Annotated in this window: 11 protein-coding genes, 1 tRNA gene and 1 other RNA gene; 1 reads left to right on the top strand and 12 read right to left on the bottom strand. The window is 47.7% G+C overall.

The window, feature by feature from the left end; genetic code table 11:
* Position 1: 1 nt before the first annotated feature.
* From secY2 to dnaG, 10 genes are all read right to left on the bottom strand, one after another.
* Positions 2–1,225, bottom strand: coding sequence for an accessory Sec system protein translocase subunit SecY2 (gene secY2 / locus HMPREF9389_RS04475; protein WP_002929953.1), 1,224 nt, complete (start codon positions 1,223–1,225; stop codon positions 2–4).
* Positions 1,226–1,257: 32 nt separating this feature from the next.
* A complete protein-coding gene (locus tag HMPREF9389_RS04480) occupies positions 1,258–2,262 on the bottom strand; it encodes a sugar transferase (protein ID WP_002929950.1) in 1,005 nt (334 codons plus the stop codon).
* A gap of 16 nt (positions 2,263–2,278) precedes the next feature.
* Positions 2,279–5,500: an SP_1767 family glycosyltransferase gene (locus HMPREF9389_RS04485; protein ID WP_002929948.1), complete on the bottom strand. Its 3,222-nt coding sequence runs from the start codon at positions 5,498–5,500 to the stop codon at positions 2,279–2,281.
* A gap of 344 nt (positions 5,501–5,844) precedes the next feature.
* A complete protein-coding gene (locus tag HMPREF9389_RS11765; RefSeq protein WP_080560819.1) occupies positions 5,845–14,118 on the bottom strand; it encodes an accessory Sec-dependent serine-rich glycoprotein adhesin in 8,274 nt (2,757 codons plus the stop codon).
* Positions 14,119–14,326: 208 nt separating this feature from the next.
* Positions 14,327–14,414 (bottom strand) — tRNA-Ser (locus HMPREF9389_RS04495).
* Positions 14,415–14,452: 38 nt separating this feature from the next.
* On the bottom strand, positions 14,453–15,292 hold the full coding sequence (locus HMPREF9389_RS04500; RefSeq protein ID WP_002929941.1) for a DUF695 domain-containing protein: 840 nt from the start codon (positions 15,290–15,292) through the stop codon (positions 14,453–14,455).
* A 164-nt stretch (positions 15,293–15,456) separates the two neighbouring features.
* Positions 15,457–15,805, bottom strand: a transfer-messenger RNA (tmRNA) gene (gene ssrA, locus HMPREF9389_RS11755).
* 81 nt (positions 15,806–15,886) lie between these two features.
* Complete coding sequence (locus tag HMPREF9389_RS04505; protein ID WP_002897870.1) at positions 15,887–16,225, bottom strand: metal-sulfur cluster assembly factor; 339 nt, start codon at positions 16,223–16,225, stop codon at positions 15,887–15,889.
* Between the two features lie 118 nt (positions 16,226–16,343).
* Positions 16,344–17,456 carry an RNA polymerase sigma factor RpoD gene (gene rpoD, locus HMPREF9389_RS04510; RefSeq protein ID WP_002897871.1) on the bottom strand — a complete coding sequence of 371 codons (1,113 nt, stop codon included), beginning with the start codon at positions 17,454–17,456 and terminating at the stop codon, positions 16,344–16,346.
* A gap of 2 nt (positions 17,457–17,458) precedes the next feature.
* A complete protein-coding gene (gene dnaG, locus HMPREF9389_RS04515) occupies positions 17,459–19,243 on the bottom strand; it encodes a DNA primase (RefSeq protein ID WP_328261979.1) in 1,785 nt (594 codons plus the stop codon).
* Positions 19,244–19,397: 154 nt separating this feature from the next.
* On the opposite strand from dnaG, the gene mscL reads away from it, so the two are divergent.
* Positions 19,398–19,781 carry a large conductance mechanosensitive channel protein MscL gene (mscL, locus tag HMPREF9389_RS04520; RefSeq protein WP_002910137.1) on the top strand — a complete coding sequence of 128 codons (384 nt, stop codon included), beginning with the start codon at positions 19,398–19,400 and terminating at the stop codon, positions 19,779–19,781.
* A 121-nt stretch (positions 19,782–19,902) separates the two neighbouring features.
* Here the strand turns inward: mscL and rpsU are convergent, their stop codons facing one another.
* Complete coding sequence (gene rpsU / locus HMPREF9389_RS04525; protein WP_000048054.1) at positions 19,903–20,079, bottom strand: 30S ribosomal protein S21; 177 nt, start codon at positions 20,077–20,079, stop codon at positions 19,903–19,905.
* A gap of 147 nt (positions 20,080–20,226) precedes the next feature.
* Positions 20,227–20,910, bottom strand: a complete 684-nt coding sequence (locus HMPREF9389_RS04530; RefSeq protein WP_002929939.1) for a DUF4956 domain-containing protein — start codon at positions 20,908–20,910, stop codon at positions 20,227–20,229.
* Positions 20,911–20,918: the final 8 nt, after the last annotated feature.

Genomic DNA, 20,918 nt, shown 5'->3' with positions numbered 1-20,918 from the left:
CCTACAACAATGAACGATAACGGTCATTAAGCGTCAAGGCATCCACCTCGTCCTTAATAGAAAAGACCATCCCGATAAAAATCATAAAAATCCCCGGAATCATACTGAGCCGCAGATAGCGAATGTCCAGAAGCACCACTATCATGGGTAGGCCAGAAATCAGGATAAGATAGAAAGCCCCCACTAGTGCAAAATAGGTCACTAAACCATTTATATAGCGGCGGGTTGCTCCTCCCGGATAAACATTTTCAATATACTCTCCACTCTTTTGCATCCGCTCGGCAATCTGGTCGCCACTGATATTGATAAAGGCGAAGGCCAGCGCCAGGATGAAAATAGTCAACAGATAGAGGATAAACCAAGCTGGACTTCCCATAGACAGCGCTTCTATCCACTGCTCAATCAGCTGATTGTTCGGCTGAAGAAAGTGGATAATCAAAAGGAAATACTGGGGAATGCTGACCAAGGTCATAGCGTACATAATCGGCATTCCACCAGCAGGATTCAGACGAATATCCAGATAAGAGTATTTCTTGAAACGGTTATGGATATTGATCTTATTGACTGGAATTCGGTACTTGGATCGCTCAACTGTAACAGCCAGATAGAGAAAGACTAGGCTGAAAACCAGCATCAAGGCCAGCCAAAGTGAAGAAATCTTCAGCTCCTGAATAGAGTTCCAAATATCCTGCGGAATGTAGGCAATCATGCTGGCCATGACAATCATGATGGAGCCTCCAAGTCCCATGGCAGCATTCAAATCCGTCAGCCAGATGAGAAAGTAAGTCCCAGCCATCAAGACCAAGGTATCTAAGACCATAATCGTAGTCATATCCACCCCACCTGCTTCTTGCAGTGGCAAGTTTAGGACCAGTGCCACAGACTGTATCAAGGCAATGACCAAAGTCAGCAGCATCCGCCGCCTTTCCTGCACTTCCAGAGGGAGCTTACTCAAGCCTAGGCGCTTGGACACAGCAAACATCTGCCAGATCAGCATAGAGGACATCCAAGGAGACAGGCCGACAGAAAAGAGCGACATACTGCGCAGATTCCCACCCATCAGAGCTGTCGCATAGTTCAAGGTAGTAGAGGTCCCGTCCATGGCAGCTGCCTTACTCATATCGATGAAAGGCAGGGTCAGCTTGGTTCCCAAGACATAGATAAATAAGAAAAATAAGGTCCACAGAAACTTTTTGATAATGACCGGTTTAAAAAATGACTTCACACTGACTCCTCATGACGATGGCTGAAAAGGCTCTAAGATAAGACTTCCATCACCGCATCTACTAAGACTTTCTTGCTAAAATAACCTTCCTTGAGCAAGAAAGAGAACTTTCTAACCCGCTCGACCATAGCCTGATACTCCTCGGCAGTCAGGCTTTCTACGATCCGACTGGCCTCTTCCAGACTGTCTACGACAAAGCCCAGACCGTGCTCGCGAATCAGCTCTGCATTGGACAGGTAAGAAGGGACGATGACCGGAATCCCAGCTGCCAGATAGGTGGCAGACTTATGAGAGATATTGAGACCGTAGTATTCCGGCTCGTCTGCTGGATTTTCCTCAACACCCCAGACCAGCCCCAGACCGCCCTTGGAAAGCTCCAAGAGCAACTCTGGCCGGCTGACCCAGCCGCGATAGCTGACATTGGCCTCTGGACTTGTCTCCTCCTCAGGTGAAAAAATCTCCAGAGGCGTAGCATAAGACCAATTGATCAGATGTGGAAAACGCTCCACACTTCCTGCAAAATAGAGCTTGCGCTCAAACTGAGGCTGGTGCAGGGGCAAATCATAGGGATGATCCCACATGCGCTGGACCAAAATCTTGCCCACAGTCAGCCCCTCTGCCAGAAGCTTGTCTCGCATCTGCTCAGAAGGCACGATGACCACATCGGATTGATTATACATATCGATATACTCCGGCATCAGATAGTAGTTTGACGGGAACATCAGTGGCGGCACATCATGGATAAAGGTAATCAGCTTGGCCTGCAAAATCTTCAGCTTGCTGATAAAGGCCTGGTCAAACTCCCGGCCATTCCAAGTCGGCGACTGATAGATAACCACATCGCCATAGCCTACACTTGCCATGATGCCGTCCAGACGCCGACTCAGCTCAGACTGGCTGTCGCTGTAAATATCGTAAAAATAAAAACTCAGTTCATTAAAACCCAGCTGCTTGGCTAGCTTGGTCACATCATTCTGGGCAATCAAGGCCGTACTCTGGCCAGACATACCGTATAGATTGGTAATATTAACTTTCATATTCTTTTTCTAATCTTCATTCCTGAGCCAGATTGGCAACAATCTGACTGTCATAAGCTTGGTCATCTCTAAACTCAATATCCTGATCAAAGTTGTGCTCAGCCGTATGCTTGTGCGACAGCTTGACCTTGTGGGTCGCCCCCATCTGGAACCACTCATACTCCGAGTCAATATGCCCAATATCCAGCGCCCGATAACCTTCCTGGACCAGATCATAGACCAAGACCTTAGCCGTTGGACCCAGCATAGTCAAAATCAGACGATTATCCGCATGTTCTCGAACAGCCTGCTTAATCGCCTCCAGCTTGCTGTAGGCATTGCGAGAAGGACAGATAATCCGCTTGATGGACCTAGCCCCGTCAAAGAGGTCGTTGCCCACACCAGAGCGGGAAGTCAAGCCCTCTACTATCAAGAGGTCCTTGTCCTGCCAAAGCTGCTTGAGCTTTGCAAAATAACCCGCAGACGGTGTCTTATCTTCCAAGTCGATATAAGGCCGGGAAATAAAAGTCGATCCGTACCAAGGTGCTCGGCAAATCTCTTGGTAATCTGACAAGTGATAATACAAGTGAACTTTCCAAAAATTCTGGGCGTCAATGGAATAGCGCTCTAGCCCTGTAAATACATCGGACAGACAGACCATCAAACGCTCATTGCTTTCCATAGACATGATTTCTCTCAAGCGTACTGATAGTTCTGGATCAAAGTCTTGATAAACGATACTACGGCCAGCAACTAAATCCATCTCCCCATCTCCAAAGCGAACCACTGAAGCACCTTTCTCCAAGAGATAATCCAGTGATTGGTCGATAGAGAGTACAGAAATCTGCCGCTCTTCAGGCTCGGCCAATCTTAGCTTCTCAATAGCCTGCACCATGACTTCAGGGTTATCAGCTGGAAAGACTTCCTGCCCCTGCTGGCCATGGGCTGTGCTGTCAAAGGCAAAGACTGCCTTGCCAGCAGACTTAAAGCGAGCAATGATATCACCGACCTCATCACCTGCATTGATATCCAGCAGCAGCTGAGACTTGGCTTCCAGCGACTCCAAGAGAGCCGGAATGCCCGCAATATCTGAGCTGACGCTGACATTAGGATACTGGAGCAGACGCGTGATTGGCTCTGCTACCACTACCGGTGCCGCGATGTAAAAATGACAGGCAGGCAGGGCTTGAATCAGATAGTTGATATGCATCAGGTCACAAGAGTAGGTATAGACTAGGCAGGACAGACTTGAGCCCTCTTCACCTTCCACCATCTTTTGAGTCAGGGCTCCGACTGGCTCCTGCATATCCGACCAATCCAGTCCCTGATAGAACCACCAGACCTCACGATAGATGGACTGAGTATACTCTTTCCAAGGCTTTCGCTCGGTCAGATAGTGAATCACAGGCGGATAGAGACCTTTTTCAGGTTCATAGTCCGAAAAGGTCGTGTGCAGCGTAATGCAGTTATAAGCAAAAGGCAGCTCCATCCAGCGATTTTCAAAGAGCATATTGAGAATGCTTTGGTCACCAGACGGTACCTTGTCATGCCATTCATTGGTCAATTCAATCAAACGTTGGCGAATATTTTCTTGCTTCCAAAGGGCATTATTGATTAATAAGAAACCGGCATTAAAGATATGCTGATGAAAATACACTTGCCCACCCAGATCCTTGACCGCAGCAAGTGGTGCATCTCCAAGTTCTGTTTCAAATAGGGAGCTTAAATCCCGCGTGACAACGATATCGCAATCCAAATACAAAGCCTTGTCTTCCTCAACAAAATCCGCTACAAAATAGCGTAGGAAAACAGTATAACTAATATCCGTTTTAAAATTTGACACTAGCGAAGCAGACACCCGAGCATTGACAATCTGGCAGTCCAGCTTGGCCAGTCTTTTTTGCATGCTGACAAACCACTCTGTCGGAAAGTCACTGTTGATGACATAAAACTTGATAAAGCGATTGTGGCAGACGATGGACTTAATGGTGGTTAAGACCTGCTCACTATAGGCAGCATTAGCCGCCAGCACCACAGCCCGAAAGGCTTGCGGCTTCTTTGTTTTCATCAGACTGCGCAGCTTCTCCACCATCTCCTGTGGATTTTCATGCGGATAGACCAGCTCTTCGTTTTCATTTGTCTTAGTATTGTCAAAAGCCAGAACTGGCTTGTCAAGTTCCTTGAAACGACGGCTCAGCTGATAGTGCTCGCTTCCATGGTGAATATCCAAATAGACCTGGCACTTATCAATGAGCTCATCCAGCACTGCATGGATAACCTGCGGGTAAAGGTGGATGTTCTCATACTGGTTCAAAGATTGCAGATAAGCTCCCATCTCTGTGTAACAGGCGATGTGAAAATCAACCTTAGGCAAGGACTGGGCTAAAAACTCTATCTGCTCTAACTCCTGTACATCTGTCAGGAGCATGCAGTTCAGAGCTGCCTTCTCCCAACGGTCCGGCATCTCAAACTCTCCCCGATGATGGGCTAAAATCTCCTCTAGACTCAAGGCCTGAAAGTCCCACCATAGCTTGCGGTACCGATAGCTAACTTCTGAGTTCCAAGGCTTGCGGAAGGTCGTATAGTGGATAATCAGAGGTTCTTGATCCAGCTCAAAATGGCCATTCCAGCCACTATAAAAGGCCACTAAATCATGACCGACCTGCAGATTGTAAATCTTATCCAAGGCAAGCCAGTCCTGAGCTAACACATGATTTAAAACCGTCTGATCGCCGTTGAAATCCTCCATCTGTCCAGATTGGACCAAGCCCATGATGCGGTCCGTTTCCTTGATAAAGGCCTCCTGCAGCTGCCTTTCTTTCCATGCTTGATTATCAATCAGCAAAACGCCAGCATTAAAGCCGTAACCTCCAGCATCTCCAACCGCAGCTACCAGCTTGCTTTCCAGAGGAATATCAAATAAAGGCTGCAAATCACTATTGACCACCAGATCACTGTCCAGATAAAGGACACGTTCCTCTGCTACAAACTGCGGAATGAAATAGCGAGCATAGGTAGCTGAGCTGATATGGTCCTGAGTCAGCCATTCTGGACTGATCGTCACTTGGTCCAAGCTGATATTAACTAATTCACTGTCCAGTTGCTCAGCCAGCTCATTAAAATCACGGAACCACTCGTCACTCAATCCCTGATTGAAAACATAGATTTTTACATTTTTATTGTAATATAAAATCGACTTAATCGTTGTAGAGACTTGCTCCTGATAGGCCTGATCCCCAACCAAAACTATCGTTTTCATTTTCACCCTTACTCTTTCATTTCATAAACTCTTAAACATCAATTCTATACTTGCTATTATATAAAATATTGTCCAAAAAATCTATATTCTCAGGGACTTTCCTGCAGAATATAGAAGACTTTTTTCTGTAAAATTGTCAAAAAAACAGGAAGTTGTCAAAACTTCCTGTTTCTATTACCTCTCGGTTTCTTTTTACTAGTTCCTAGTCTAGTATTTTAGTAAGCAAGCACTAGAAATTATCAAGTTATTTCCTTTACAACTTACTCTGCCCATCACTTCCACAACTCTCTAACTGAGTGAACTTTTGACGGACTAAAAGATAAACTGAGCGGCTCTATTTACTGCTACTCCTCAGAGTCGCTTTTCTTTTTACGTCTCTTGAAGGCCAAGCCCAATGCTCCTAAGCCTAAAGCTAGGATGGAAGCCTTGCTCTCCGTTTCCCCTGTCTGAGGCAAACGACCTCTAGAAATCATATCCAACTCAGACTGTCTTGCGGAAGCTGACAGGCTTTCAGATATGCTCTGACTAGCTGACAGGCTCGTAGACAGGCTTTCCGATACAGACTGACTGACACGAGCAAGCTCACTAAGGCTGACTGCTGCTGACAGTGACTCGCTGGTAGAAAGGCTTAGTGAGTAGAATTCCTTCTCATGAACCAGATCCAGCTGACTATGCAAGGCTGATGTGCTAGTGCTCAGTGAAGTCGACTCGCTGATTGACTGAGAATCACTAATCGAAGCACTTTCTGAACCAGACAGACTAGCCGAAGTACTTGCGGATTCTGAAGCACTTACTGAAGCAGATCTACTTGCCAACGCTAAGGCAGAAGCCTGAACTGAAGTCGATTCGCTGATTGATGCAGACTCACTTGCACTTACGGATGCACTCGTGGAGGCAGATGTACTTGCGCTTACTGACTCGCTGGTTGACGCTGATTCACTTGCTGATACAGATGCACTGGTTGAGGAGGACGTACTTGCACTTACTGACGCACTCGTCGAGGCTGAGGTACTTGCAGACACAGACGCGCTCGTGGAAGCTGATTCACTCGCTTTCGCAGATGAGCTAATTGAAGCTGACTCACTTGCTGAAACTGAGGCACTTGTAGACGCCGACGTACTTGCACTTACTGACGCGCTCGTCAACGCAGATGTGCTTGCAGAAACAGATGCGCTCGTGGAGGCCGATTCACTTGCTGATACGGACGCACTCGTCGACGCTGAGGTACTTGCACTTACTGACGCGCTCGTTGAAGCGGACGTACTTGCAGATACGGACGCGCTAGTTGACGCAGACGCACTTGCAGATACAGATGCGCTCGTGGAGGCTGATTCACTCGCTTTCGCAGATGCGCTCGTTGAGGCAGATGTACTTGCTGACACTGATGCACTGGTCGATGCAGATGTACTTGCACTTACTGACGCACTCGTCGATGCGGACGTACTTGCACTTACGGACGCGCTCGTGGAGGCGGACGTGCTGGCACTTACAGATGCGCTCGTGGAAGCTGATTCACTTGCACTTACTGATGCACTCGTGGAAGCGGACGTACTTGCACTTACTGACGCGCTAGTTGAAGCTGACGTACTTGCACTTACGGACGCACTTGTTGATGCCGACGTGCTGGCAGATACAGACGCGCTCGTGGAGGCTGAGGTACTTGCAGAAACGGACGCACTCGTCGATGCTGAAGTACTTGCAGACACAGATGCACTCGTGGAGGCTGACGTGCTGGCACTTACCGACGCACTCGTTGAAGCGGATGTGCTTGCACTTACGGACGCACTCGTTGAAGCGGACGTACTTGCACTTACTGATGCACTCGTTGAAGCCGACGTGCTTGCTGATACTGACGCACTTGTCGATGCGGACTCACTTGCACTTACTGACGCGCTAGTCGACGCGGACGTGCTGGCACTTACAGATGCGCTTGTGGACGCAGATTCGCTGGCACTTACGGACGCACCGGTCGACGCTGAGGTGCTTGCACTTACAGACGCACTCGTCGATGCTGACGTACTTGCAGATACAGATGCACTCGTTGAGGCTGACGTACTTGCACTTACAGACGCACTCGTCGATGCTGACGTACTTGCGGATACTGACGCACTTGTTGACGCTGAGGTACTTGCAGATACTGACGCACTTGTCGACGCGGACGTGCTGGCACTTACAGATGCGCTCGTTGAAGCTGACGTACTTGCACTTACTGATGCACTCGTGGAAGCGGACGTACTTGCACTTACTGACGCGCTAGTTGAAGCTGAAGTACTTGCACTTACGGACGCGCTCGTGGAAGCTGATTCACTTGCACTTACGGACGCGCTGGTTGAAGCCGAGGTGCTTGCGGATACGGACGCGCTGGTTGACGCAGACATGCTGGCAGATACAGACGCGCTTGTGGACGCTGAGGTACTTGCACTTACTGATGCACTTGTGGACGCTGAAGTACTTGCACTTACTGATGCACTCGTTGAGGCGGAGGTACTTGCAGATACTGACGCACTTGTCGACGCTGACGTGCTGGCAGATACTGACGCACTCGTGGATGCGGAGGTACTTGCAGATACTGACGCACTCATTGAGGCTGACGTACTTGCGGATACTGACGCACTCGTTGAAGCGGACATACTTGCACTTACTGACACACTGGTCGATGCGGACTCACTTGCACTTACTGATGCGCTCGTCGATGCCGATGTACTTGCGCTTACGGACGCACTCGTGGAAGCCGACGTACTTGCTGATACAGAGGCGCTCGTGGAGGCCGACGTACTTGCTGATACTGATGCACTCGTGGAAGCCGACGTACTTGCTGATACAGAGGCGCTTGTGGACGCTGAGGTGCTTGCTGATACTGATGCACTCGTGGAAGCCGACGTACTTGCACTTGTAGATGCACTCGTCGATGCTGAGGTGCTGGCAGAAACTGATGCACTCGTTGAAGCTGAGGTACTTGCTGATACGGATGCACTCGTCGATGCAGACGTACTTGCACTTACCGACGCACTCGTAGACGCCGAGGTACTTGCGCTCACGGACGCACTCGTCGATGCTGAGGTGCTGGCAGAAACTGATGCACTCGTGGAAGCTGAGGTACTTGCTGATACGGATGCACTCGTTGAAGCGGACGTACTTGCAGATACTGACGCACTTGTGGATGCCGATGTACTTGCACTTGTAGACGCGGACGTGCTTGCTGATACTGACGCACTCGTGGAAGCCGATGTACTTGCGGATACAGACGCACTCGTTGAAGCCGAGGTGCTTGCGGATACTGACGCACTTGTGGATGCCGATGTACTTGCACTTGTAGACGCGCTAGTCGATGCTGACGTACTTGTAGATACAGATGCACTAGTTGACGCGGACGTACTTGCGGATACGGACGCGCTCGTTGAAGCTGAGGTGCTTGCACTTACCGATGCACTCATCGATGCAGATGTACTTGCACTCACTGAAGCACTAGTCGATGCGGACGTGCTAGCGCTGACTGACGCACTTGTCGACGCGGACGTGCTTGCAGAAACTGACGCACTCGTTGAGGCTGACGTACTTGCACTTACTGACGCACTTGTCGACGCCGACGTACTTGCACTTACTGACGCACTCGTGGACGCCGACGTACTTGCACTTACTGACGCGCTCGTCGACGCAGATGTGCTTGCGGATACTGATGCACTCGTTGAGGCCGACGTACTTGCGCTTACTGAGGCACTCGTTGAGGCTGATTCACTTGCACTCACGGATGCACTCGTTGAGGCTGATTCACTTGCACTCACTGACGCGCTGGTGGACGCGGAGGTACTTGCAGATACTGACGCACTCGTCGATGCGGACGTACTTGCAGACACAGAGGCACTTGTCGATGCTGAAGTACTTGCGCTCACTGACGCACTCGTAGACGCTGAAGTGCTTGCGGAAACTGACGCACTTGTCGATGCTGAAGTACTTGCGCTTACAGACGCACTCGTAGACGCTGAAGTGCTTGCGGAAACTGATGCGCTTGTTGAGGCGGACGTACTTGCTGATACAGATGCACTTGTTGAGGCGGACGTACTTGCTGATACGGACGCGCTAGTCGACGCTGACGTACTTGCACTTACTGACGCACTAGTAGACGCTGACGTACTTGCACTTACTGACGCACTCGTTGAGGCGGACGTACTTGCTGATACAGATGCACTTGTTGAGGCGGACGTACTTGCTGATACGGACGCGCTAGTCGACGCTGACGTACTTGCGCTTACTGATGCACTCGTTGAAGATGATGTACTTGCGCTTACTGATGCACTCGTTGAAGCTGATGTACTTGCACTCACAGATGCACTGGTCGACGCTGATGTACTTGCACTTGTAGACGCGCTCGTGGAGGCGGACGTGCTTGCTGACACTGACGCACTCGTGGAGGCTGAGGTACTTGCGCTCACTGACGCACTTGTCGAGGCGGACGTGCTTGCTGAAACTGATGCACTCGTCGACGCTGACGTACTTGCTGAAACTGATGCACTCGTTGAAGCCGAGGTACTTGCACTTACTGACGCGCTTGTTGAGGCTGAGGTACTTGCACTTACGGATGCACTGGTCGACGCAGACGTACTTGCACTTACGGATGCACTCGTGGACGCGGATGTACTTGCAGACACTGATGCGCTTGTTGAGGCTGATTCGCTCGCAGATACAGAGGCACTCGTTGAAGCAGATGTGCTGGCACTTACTGACGCACTCGTCGATGCTGACGTGCTTGCACTTACTGACGCACTCGTTGATGCGGACGTGCTTGCTGACACAGACGCGCTCGTTGAAGCGGACGTACTTGCAGATACTGATGCGCTAGTCGACGCGGATGTACTTGCGCTTACGGACGCGCTGGTCGATGCTGATGTACTTGCAGACACTGACGCACTCGTGGACGCGGATGTACTTGCAGACACTGACGCACTGGTCGACGCTGACGTACTTGCGGATACAGAGGCACTCGTGGAGGCTGACGTACTTGCACTTACTGACGCACTCGTGGAGGCCGAGGTACTTGCAGATACGGATGCGCTAGTCGATGCGGACGTGCTTGCACTTACTGATGCACTCGTTGAAGCCGAGGTACTTGCACTTACTGACGCACTAGTCGACGCGGACGTGCTTGCGCTTACGGACGCGCTCGTGGAAGCCGATGTGCTTGCACTTACTGACGCACTCGTGGAGGCTGACGTACTTGCACTCATGGATGCACTCGTAGATGCAGACGTGCTGGCACTTACTGACGCACTCGTTGAGGCGGATGTACTTGCTGATACTGACGCACTAGTCGATGCGGACGTACTTGCAGACACAGATGCACTCGTCGATGCAGATATACTTGCGCTTACAGACGCACTCGTAGACGCTGATGTACTTGCACTTACTGACGCACTCGTAGACGCTGAAGTACTTGCAGATACAGAGGCACTTGTCGATGCTGAAGTACTTGCGCTCACTGACGCACTCGTAGACGCTGAAGTGCTTGCGGAAACTGACGCACTTGTCGATGCTGAAGTACTTGCGCTTACAGACGCACTCGTAGACGCTGAAGTGCTTGCGGAAACTGATGCGCTTGTTGAGGCGGACGTACTTGCTGATACAGATGTACTTGTTGAGGCTGACGTGCTGGCAGATACTGACGCACTTGTCGATGCGGACGTGCTTGCACTTACTGATGCACTCGTTGAAGCAGACGTGCTTGCTGAGACAGACGCACTCGTCGATGCGGACGTGCTTGCACTTACTGATGCACTCGTCGATGCAGACGTGCTGGCACTTACTGACGCACTAGTAGACGCGGACGTGCTTGCACTTACGGACGCACTCGTTGACGCTGATGTACTTGCGCTTACTGACGCGCTCGTTGATGCGGACGTACTTGCGCTTACGGACGCGCTCGTTGATGCGGATGTACTTGCGCTTACTGACGCGCTGGTTGAGGCGGACGTGCTTGCACTTACTGATGCACTCGTTGAAGCCGACGTACTTGCAGATACTGACGCACTCGTTGATGCGGACGTGCTTGCTGAGACAGAAGCACTTGTTGAAGCTGACATACTTGCGCTTACAGACGCACTCGTGGAGGCCGAGGTACTTGCAGATACTGACGCACTCGTTGAGGCTGAGGTACTTGCAGATACTGACGCACTCGTTGAGGCCGAGGTACTTGCACTTACTGACGCACTTGTCGATGCGGACGTGCTTGCAGATACTGAGGCACTCGTTGAAGCAGACGTGCTTGCTGACACAGATGCACTCGTTGAAGCGGACGTGCTTGCTGACACAGATGCACTCGTTGATGCGGATGTGCTGGCACTTACTGATGCACTCGTTGAAGCAGACGCACTTGCAGATACTGAGGCACTCGTTGATGCGGACGTACTTGCACTCACAGATGCACTCGTCGATGCGGACGTACTTGCGCTTACGGACGCGCTGGTCGATGCTGAGGTACTTGCGGATACTGATGCACTGGTTGATGCCGACGTACTTGCAGATACAGACGCGCTCGTTGAAGCCGACGTACTTGCGGACACTGACGCACTCGTCGATGCTGATGTACTTGCAGATACTGACGCGCTCGTTGAAGCCGACGTGCTGGCAGAAACTGATGCACTGGTCGAGGCAGACGTACTTGCGGATGTTGATGCACTTACAGAAGCCGATTTACTATCTACAATAGACTGGCTCGCAGAGGTCGACGCACTTAGGGATGCAGAAGTACTAGCAGACGTAGAAGCACTCGTGGAGGCGGATGTTGACGCAGACGTTAAAGCTGAACGACTTGATGCAAAATCCTTTACTACTCTATCCGCAGAAATAGTATCTGTAGATCTATCTGGATAAGTAATGGTAACCGTTCCATCAGCAGAAACAGTAATCGTAGCTGCAGCTGGTATCTCAGGATTTGCTGCTCTTACCGCGGCAGCTACAGCATTTCTCTCAGTTGTAGATAATCTAGAAACGTTATTTACATAAGTTATAGATGGATCTGCAGGGTCATATTTTTCATTTTGACTTTTAACAGTAAGGATAAATCTTTCGAGTCCATTCCGATTAGCATTATCTACCATTGGAGTGGCATTTCCTGAAGGGTCCCACGCAACTATATAACGAGTATAATAACCAATAACTGTATCTGTAGGAACCAAACCAAACATTCTAGTTCGAAGTGGGTTCTGTGCTGTAGCATTACCCGGTTGTCCTAAATTCTCTGTAGAATATTGTACCCAATTAGGAGAAAGATAAGTACTCTGAGGACCGCCTTCAACATTTCGGATGACAACTCTATTAACTTGACCACTATTGTCGGTAGTTTCTACATTAAATTCAAAGGATTCACCACGATATACTACATAATCCCCAGATTTCACTTGGGGAGCTTCCGTATCCTTTTCCGCAACAGTTGTATTAAATCCTGCCTTATCCCAACTTCCATTTGTCGTAGCAGCAACTTGTTCAAACTCAAGCGGTAGATTTTTATTGGTAATTTTCTTATCGCTAGTTACTAAGCGGAGGCCTAGCTTGACTTCACCACCAGCATCATTTACGCGCGTAGTAATTCTTAGAATATTATCGCTGACAGATTCACCTGTATATAGATTCCAAGCACCGCCTGAATTGTAAACTCCACCATTTGCAGCATTTTTACCATTAATCGTTACTGTACGAGTTTCCTGGTTGCCACTGATAGATACAAGTGCACCAAAGTTAGTCTTTACCTGTCTTGGTGTCAGAGTTATCGTCCAAGTCAAAAGTCGATTAACATCATCAAAACTTGTAGTAACACCTTGAATCATATCGCCTTTAATATCACGATATTCGACATTAGGACCTGAGTCCGTTACATCCCGACGCGTTCTTCTACGTCTAGTTTGGCTAGAAGCTTCTGTAGACTGCTGGCTGCTTTCGGATCTTGCACTCTCTGATGTAGAGGTGGTAGATGTCTGACTAGCTGAGACTGACTCTGATGCACTAGCAGACGCGCTAGTGCTTGCACTCACTGAATCAGATGTACTTGAAGACACTGAAAGAGACTCAGATACACTTAAGGAATCTGAGACTGACTGAGATGTGCTGGCACTGATAGAAGCAGAGCTAGACTGTGACATTGACTCTGAAGCTGAGATGCTGGCAGAGATAGACGCACTAGCAGAAGCACTGGCACTGGCTGAGGAGGTATCTGATACAGACTCTGACTCAGTATGTGAGCTTGCCGTTGCGGTCGCTGCCTCAGCAGCACTGCTTTCTTCTCCTAAAACTGTTTCACCACGTGTCGCTAAAACGTCTGTCGTGTCAATGACTTTTTCCAGAGCCTGATCTTCTTCCGCATGGACGATTGTATTTGTTACAATAGCTCCGCCCAGCACAGCCCCCGTGGCGACAATGCCCCTCAAAAAGTCTATGCCGCTCTTCTTATCGGTAACTTGTTCTTCCGTTACCTTGAGCTCGATCGATGAAAGGCCTCCCCCTCTCATTGATCTAAAAAGGCCGAACTGTGATGTCGCAGCACGCAGCCAATGCTTGCCCGATTTAATCAGCTTAAAACGAGTCACACGCTCTACTTCGTGGTACTTACCTTTTTGACGTTTAAAAAACATAATTCTCCCTTTAATTTATATCCTTTTAAAACTCTATTACTCTCATTTTACCACACTATTAAATAAAATGAACAATAAAATACTTATTTTTTTTGCTGAAATTGTTTTCAAGTATTTCCAAAGATATTCATATTTAAAAAGAATCGCCTTTCTTCCATAAACTTTTGCAATAGAAAAAACGCCAAATAGCGTTTCTTGCATCTTATGACGGAAGACATGGGATTCGAACCCACGCACGCTTTTACACGCCTACTGCGTTTCCAACACAGCCTCTTAAGCCTCTTGAGTAATCTTCCACAAAAGAGAAAGTCCAGCTTTCTCAAAACTTTAACCATTATACCACATTACAGCCCCAACCGCCATAGTTTCCGTTAAATTTTTTCACAAATTCGACCAAAGTCCAAACATTCTGGTTCAAATCAAAGATTTCTGTCGTATCCATCCGAATCACGTGCAGCTGATAAGGTTTGTCTGCATCTTCTATCTTTTCAGCAGATACGAGACTATAGCCCAGCTCTTCTACTTCCTTTAGGAAACCATCTCGATCTTCCTCCGAAGCGAAATAGGCCCAATGGTCAATCTCGCGCTCCTGACTATGGTCATCTCCGTCCTGCTCCAGCTGGTACCAGACCCGCTGGTTAAGAATGGTCTGATACTCGTATTCATTAGGATAGAGAAAGTCAAAGTACTGATCCCACTCCTCATCTTCCAAGGTAGCTGAGTCATAGCGGCGGTCTGGAAAGTCGCGCATCACGTTTGCAATCGGCTCTAGATGGCCTTTCTTGTCTTGCAGATAGTAGTAAAACTCAATATTTCCATCTGTCGTAATCACACCAACATGAATGCCACCGACCTGGCCCAAAGCCTCAGAAAGCCGATCCTCAATTACATTCAGCTCCTTAAACTCATCACTAGATGGAAAACCCGTCTCCCCATCGTACTGGAGGAGCGATATCTTGAGCCTCATAGCATAGGCATAGAGAGGATAGGGTGCCTCATCAGCAAGAGCTAGATTCAGACGGATACTAGCCAACTTGTCATCTATATAGGTTGAGAAAGATCCCCACTCACTCGGAAAAGGATCTTCAGAAGGCACATCAAGCACTGCTTCTTCTACCTTTTCTACTTTCTCTTCCTCTTGTTTCTTACCAAACAGATTCTTAAAAAAACTCATATCAAACTTCCCTTAATATTTATGAATTAACCAACTAGAAATACCAATATTTTCTTTGTCATCACTAACATCATTGTATTACTTTTTCAAACAGAAATCAAGATTCCCTGAACATAGCAAAAGCAAAAAACGCTGATTTCTCAACGCTTTAGGAATGCTTAAAATAATGGAGCCGGTGGGAGTCGAACCCACGTCCAAACACCTGCTAACACATTTGTCTACAACCATAGGCTATGTATTGATTTAACTTGACTTTGACACACAGCTCAGGCCCAAGTCAAGCGAGTCTATCAATCTCTTGCAAAATCCCTAGACCAGATTTTGCCGTAGCTTGCTCATAATAAGACCTATCATCAGACACAAGCAATCCGAATCGGGTCACGCTGGCTGGTTTTTAGGCAGCTACAGCGTAAGAATTGTTATTTTTTGCAGTTATATTTAACTGGCGTTTTACATCCGCTAGATGAGTCGCAAAATGTGCCTCATAATGCCTGTCGAATCCGTAACGACCCCAAGACAATAGCAACATTATAACAGAATCTGCTAAAAAAAGCAAAAGCCTGCACGCAGCAGGCCAGCACTTACTATCAGTTCTTAGCGAATCCCCAAAGCAATCCGAGCATAACGGCTCATCTTTTCCACCGTCCAAGCTGGGTACCAAACCAACTTAACATCAGTCTTGGTAACCTCTGGAACATCTGACATGGCATCATAGATCTGGTCAGTCAGAAGATCCGCCAGAGGGCATCCCATGGTTGTCAGGGTCATATCGATTTCCGTTTCTCCATTGGTCTCATCAAAACGGATTTCATAAATCAAGCCTAGATTGACAATATCAATCCCCAGCTCTGGGTCAATAACCTGCTCCAAGCTCTCTAAGATACGAGTTTTGATTTTTTCAACTTCTTCAGGGCTGTATTTTTGTTCTGACATGCAATATCCTCCTTATAGATATAGCAGAAACTTCAAGTTAGCTTGAGGGAGCTTTTGTTTTCAGCTAGGATTGCCGACTTAACGCTTTCCTGCTCTGCCCCTTGCTGCTTTTCATTTCTTAATCTTCAATAAAGTCTCTGAGTGGTTTGCTGCGGCTTGGATGGCGGAGTTTACGCAGGGCCTTGGCTTCAATCTGGCGAATCCGCTCGCGAGTGACATTGAAGACCTTGCCGACATCTTCCAGTGTCCGCATTTTTCCATCGTCCAGACCAAAGCGCAGACGTAAGACATTTTCCTCGCGGTCTGTCAGCGTATCCAAGACCTCATCCAGCTGCTCACGAAGAACGACACGAGTTGTATAGTCGACTGGATTTTCAATCACTTCATCTTCGATAAAGTCTCCCAGATGACTGTCATCTTCCTCACCGATAGGGGTCTCCAGAGAAACCGGCTCCTGAGCAATCTTGAGAATCTCACGAACCTTGTCAGGTGTCATATCCATACGCTCAGCGATTTGCTCTGGTGTTGGGTCTTGACCTAATTCCTGCAAGAGATTGCGTTGCTCACGGACTAGCTTGTTAATGGTTTCCACCATGTGGACCGGAATCCGAATAGTCCGAGCTTGGTCAGCAATCGCACGGGTAATGGCCTGACGAATCCACCAAGTCGCATAAGTTGAAAACTTAAATCCTTTGGTGTAGTCAAACTTATCAACGGCCTTCATCAGCCCCATGTTTCCTTCTTGAATCAAGTCAAGGAACTGCATACCACGGCCGACATAGCGCTTGGCAATGGAAACAACTAGACGAAGATTGGCCTCAGCCAGACGCTGCTTGGCTTCCAAGTCTCCCTGTTCTACCAAGATAGCCAGCTCCTGCTCTTCTTCATTGCTGAGAAGGGGCACAACCCCGATTTCTTTCAGATACATGCGGACTGGGTCATTGACCTTGGCTGAATTGCTGCCCAAGAGCTCTTCATCCGTCAGTTCTGCTTCTTCCTCTTCATTATTTAAGACACGCGCGCTGGGATTTCCTTCTTTATCTGTAATTGAGATACCAGCATCCTGGATGCGCTGCAGCAAATCCTCAATCCCATCAGCGTCCAAAGTGAAAGGAATGACCAACTGATCATTGATTTCATCATCTGTCGCAACTCCAGTCTGCTTGTGGTTGCGGATAAATTCTGCAATTTGAACATCTAATGTTGTTACTTCTTTTTGTTTTGTAGCCATTCCTACTCCATTCTTCTTTTTTGCTCAATCAAGCGCTCCAGCTCGGACAGGGCTGTGTCCGTATCTCCGCTGTGAGAGGCTTCTCGAATCTTCTTACTAATGAACTGATTATGCTTGCGCAAAATCTCCCGCTCTCTGGTTTCTTCCACTTCTTTCAACTCATCTTCCAAAACCTCATCAGGCAAGTCTTCTTCTAAAACGCGGTACCAAGCCTGCTGGACATGATCCGGCAGCTGGGACAAATCCTGCGGTGTCACCTCGCCATTTGCCAGCAAAATCTCATACAAGGCCTGTAACTCCTCAGAGTCAAAGAAAAAGTCTTCTCTCAGCCGGTATTGGTTCAAAATCAAAGGATGATGCATCATGCGGTGGAAGATATGATTTTCCGCCTTCATGAGACGACTCAGCCGATTTGAGGGCGAAAACTGCATGACAACTGGTTGAGACTGCTGAGTGGACGCCTCTTGACTGCGACTAGAGCGCTCAGCCAGGCGGCTGTTATTTACCGTCTGCTCCACCTGCTGATAGTCAAAGTCCGGCAGCAACTCAGCCAGCATGTAAATATAGGAGTTCTGCGCTGTGATGGACTTGGTCTTCGCAATAATCGGTGCCATCTTCTCTACAAACTCAATCTGAGCCTGCAGATTTTCAATATTGTCCGGCTTCAGATGACGCAGCAGAAACTCCACATTACTTATTCGCGTTTTGCTCAGCAAATGCTGCAAATCTTCCTCAGAATTTTTAGCGAGAAATTCATCCGGATCCAAATTATCCGGAATCCGAACAATTTCCACCGTCATATCTCTCAGCTCATCCAAAGCCTTGGCAGTTGCTGCCTGCCCTGCCCTATCTCCATCGTAAGACAGGATAATCTTCTTGCAATACTTGCTCAGGTGCTGGACATGCTCAGGGGTCAGAGCTGTTCCCATCGAGGCAACCGCATTTTCAATCCCGGCTCGATAAGCCGCAATCACATCCATGAAACCTTCCATCAGATAGACCTCATGGCTCTTCTTGATAACCGGCTTGGCCTTATCCAGATGATAAAGCTCGTAGCTTTTATTAAAAATAGCGGTGCTGCGACTGTTTTTGTACTTGGCCTGATGGCCATCAGTAGCCACTGCCTGCCAAATCCGTCCGGAAAAGGCCACAACCTGCCCGCTGTCATTGGTCAGGGGGAACATAATTCGGTTCTGAAAGGCATCATAGACCAGATTATTCTCCGCCAGATTAAAGAGGCCTGAGTTCATGATGGTATTCTCATCAAACTTGCCAGCCATACTCTTATGAAGATAATTCCCCTCATTGGGAGCCAGCCCAATTTGAAAATGCTTGAGAACATCATCTGTCAGCCCCCGCTGGTAGAGATAAGCCCGCGCTTCCTCTCCCATCTTGGTCGTCATCAGGACCGCATGATAAAACTTGGCTGCCTCGGTATGAATATCGTAGAGAGCCTGATGCGGATGACTTTGTCTCGGTCGGTCATTGCCCACTGTCTCCACAGCCAAGGGAATCCCTGCCCGTTCTGCTACAATCTGCACAGCATCCATAAAGGAAACGCCTCGATAATCCTCAATGAATTTGAAGACATCGCCCGACTTGCCGCAGCCAAAACAGTGATAAAACTGCTTATCCTCTACAACGTTAAAAGAGGGCGTCTTTTCACCATGAAAGGGACAGAGTCCCAGAAAATTCCGCCCAGCCTTTGTCAAGGCCACTGTTTCTCCTATGACATCGACGATATTGACGCTGTTTTTAATTTCAGAAATGAGTTCTTTATCAATCAAGAGACAATACCTCCAATTTATCATAGAATATCATTCTATATTTTATACTAAAATGAAGCAAATGTAAAATATTTGACAAGCAAATATCTTGTAGATGTCATATAAATAAGCTATAATATAATCTCATTAATAAATTCTTGAAAGGAAAGAAAGAATGTTAAAGGATCTTAAAGAATTCTTGCTGCGTGGGAATGTGATTGATTTGGCAGTCGGTGTGATCATCGCCAACGCCTTTGGAGCAATCGTCACTTCTTTGATTACTGACGTAATCACTCCTCTCTTCCTCAATCCAATTTTGAAAGCTGCAAACTTGGAGCAAATTTCTCAATTGAAATGGAACGGGATTGCTTATGGTAACTTCTTGAGCGCCGTGATTAACTTCTTGGTAATCGGTACTGTTCTCTTCTTCATCGTCAAGTCTGCTGAAAAAGCTCAAAGCCTTGCTAAGAAGAAGGAGGAAGCTGCTGAAGAAGCTGCTGGACCAACTGAATTGGAAGTCCTGCAAGAAATCAAAGCTTTGTTGGCTGAGAAAAAATAAAGAGAATTCACTGATGAAAATCAGTGTTTTTTTCTTGCCATGCTAATCGCGCTGGAAGTAAGTGCGACCTTCTCCAAAGGGTGAAAACAAAAAACAGACCGGAGTCTGCTTTTTTGTTCAATTAGAATTTTTTACGTTTACGAGCTGCTTCTGATTTGCGTTTGCGTTTTACAGAAGGTTTTTCATAGAATTCACGTTTGCGTGTTTCTTGAAGAGTACCAGCTTTAGTAACCGCACGTTTGAAACGACGAAGTGCATCATCAAGTGATTCATTCTTGCGTACTACTGTTTTTGACATTTTTTTCACTCCCTTCAAGTCCAAAATCTATATAATCATACCACATATAGAAAAGAGTGTCAAGTATTTTCTGTAAGTATGATGTAGCTCCTTTCTATTATACAAACAAGAAAACCAACTGCTATGCTGCAGCTGGTCTTCTTTTGCTTAGAGAGTTTTACGCTTCTTAGCGGCTTTGGAAAGGGAAATATCCTGAACCTTATCGTAGAACAGGAACTGCTGAATGAGTTCTCGGTCGCTTATATCCGGATTCAAGTCAACAACATAGTCCAGCTTGATAGACTTCTTTTCAGCCGACTTGAGAGAGGTCAGTTCGGCTGATTTACAAGCCGTTTCAAAGATAGCATCAAAGAGTACTTCGTAGTCAAAATCAGCTGGAACCTGAACCTGAACATAACGTCTGGTCTGACTGACTGAAGTGAAGCTCATCTTTTCAAAGAGCATCCAGATGCCTGAAATAGCTAGAGTAAAGACAATTCCCAGTGCTACAAAGCCCATCCCTGTTGTAATCCCGATAGCTGTCGCCATAAAGATGGCTAGAAGCTCCTTGGAGCCACCTGCAGCCGACCGGAAGCGAATCAAGCTGAAAGTTCCTGCTACGGCGACACTGGTACCCAAATTTCCATTAACCAAGAAGATGATAATGGAAATAATGGCTGGCAAAAGGGAGAGAGTGACGACAAATTCCTTAGTATAAATGGTTTGGCGCTTATAGACCTTGGCCAAGATAATTCCTAAAACCACACTAGTTGCTAGTGAAAAAATCAATGCTAAAGGATTTATCTTGACTTCCGTAGAGGAGTAGATACTGTTAAATAACTGATTGAGCATAGACTACC

Source organism: Streptococcus sanguinis SK355 (assembly GCF_000212855.1).
Classification (GTDB): Bacteria; Bacillota; Bacilli; order Lactobacillales; family Streptococcaceae; genus Streptococcus; species Streptococcus sanguinis_A.
This window is presented reverse-complemented; position numbering and strand designations above follow the sequence as displayed.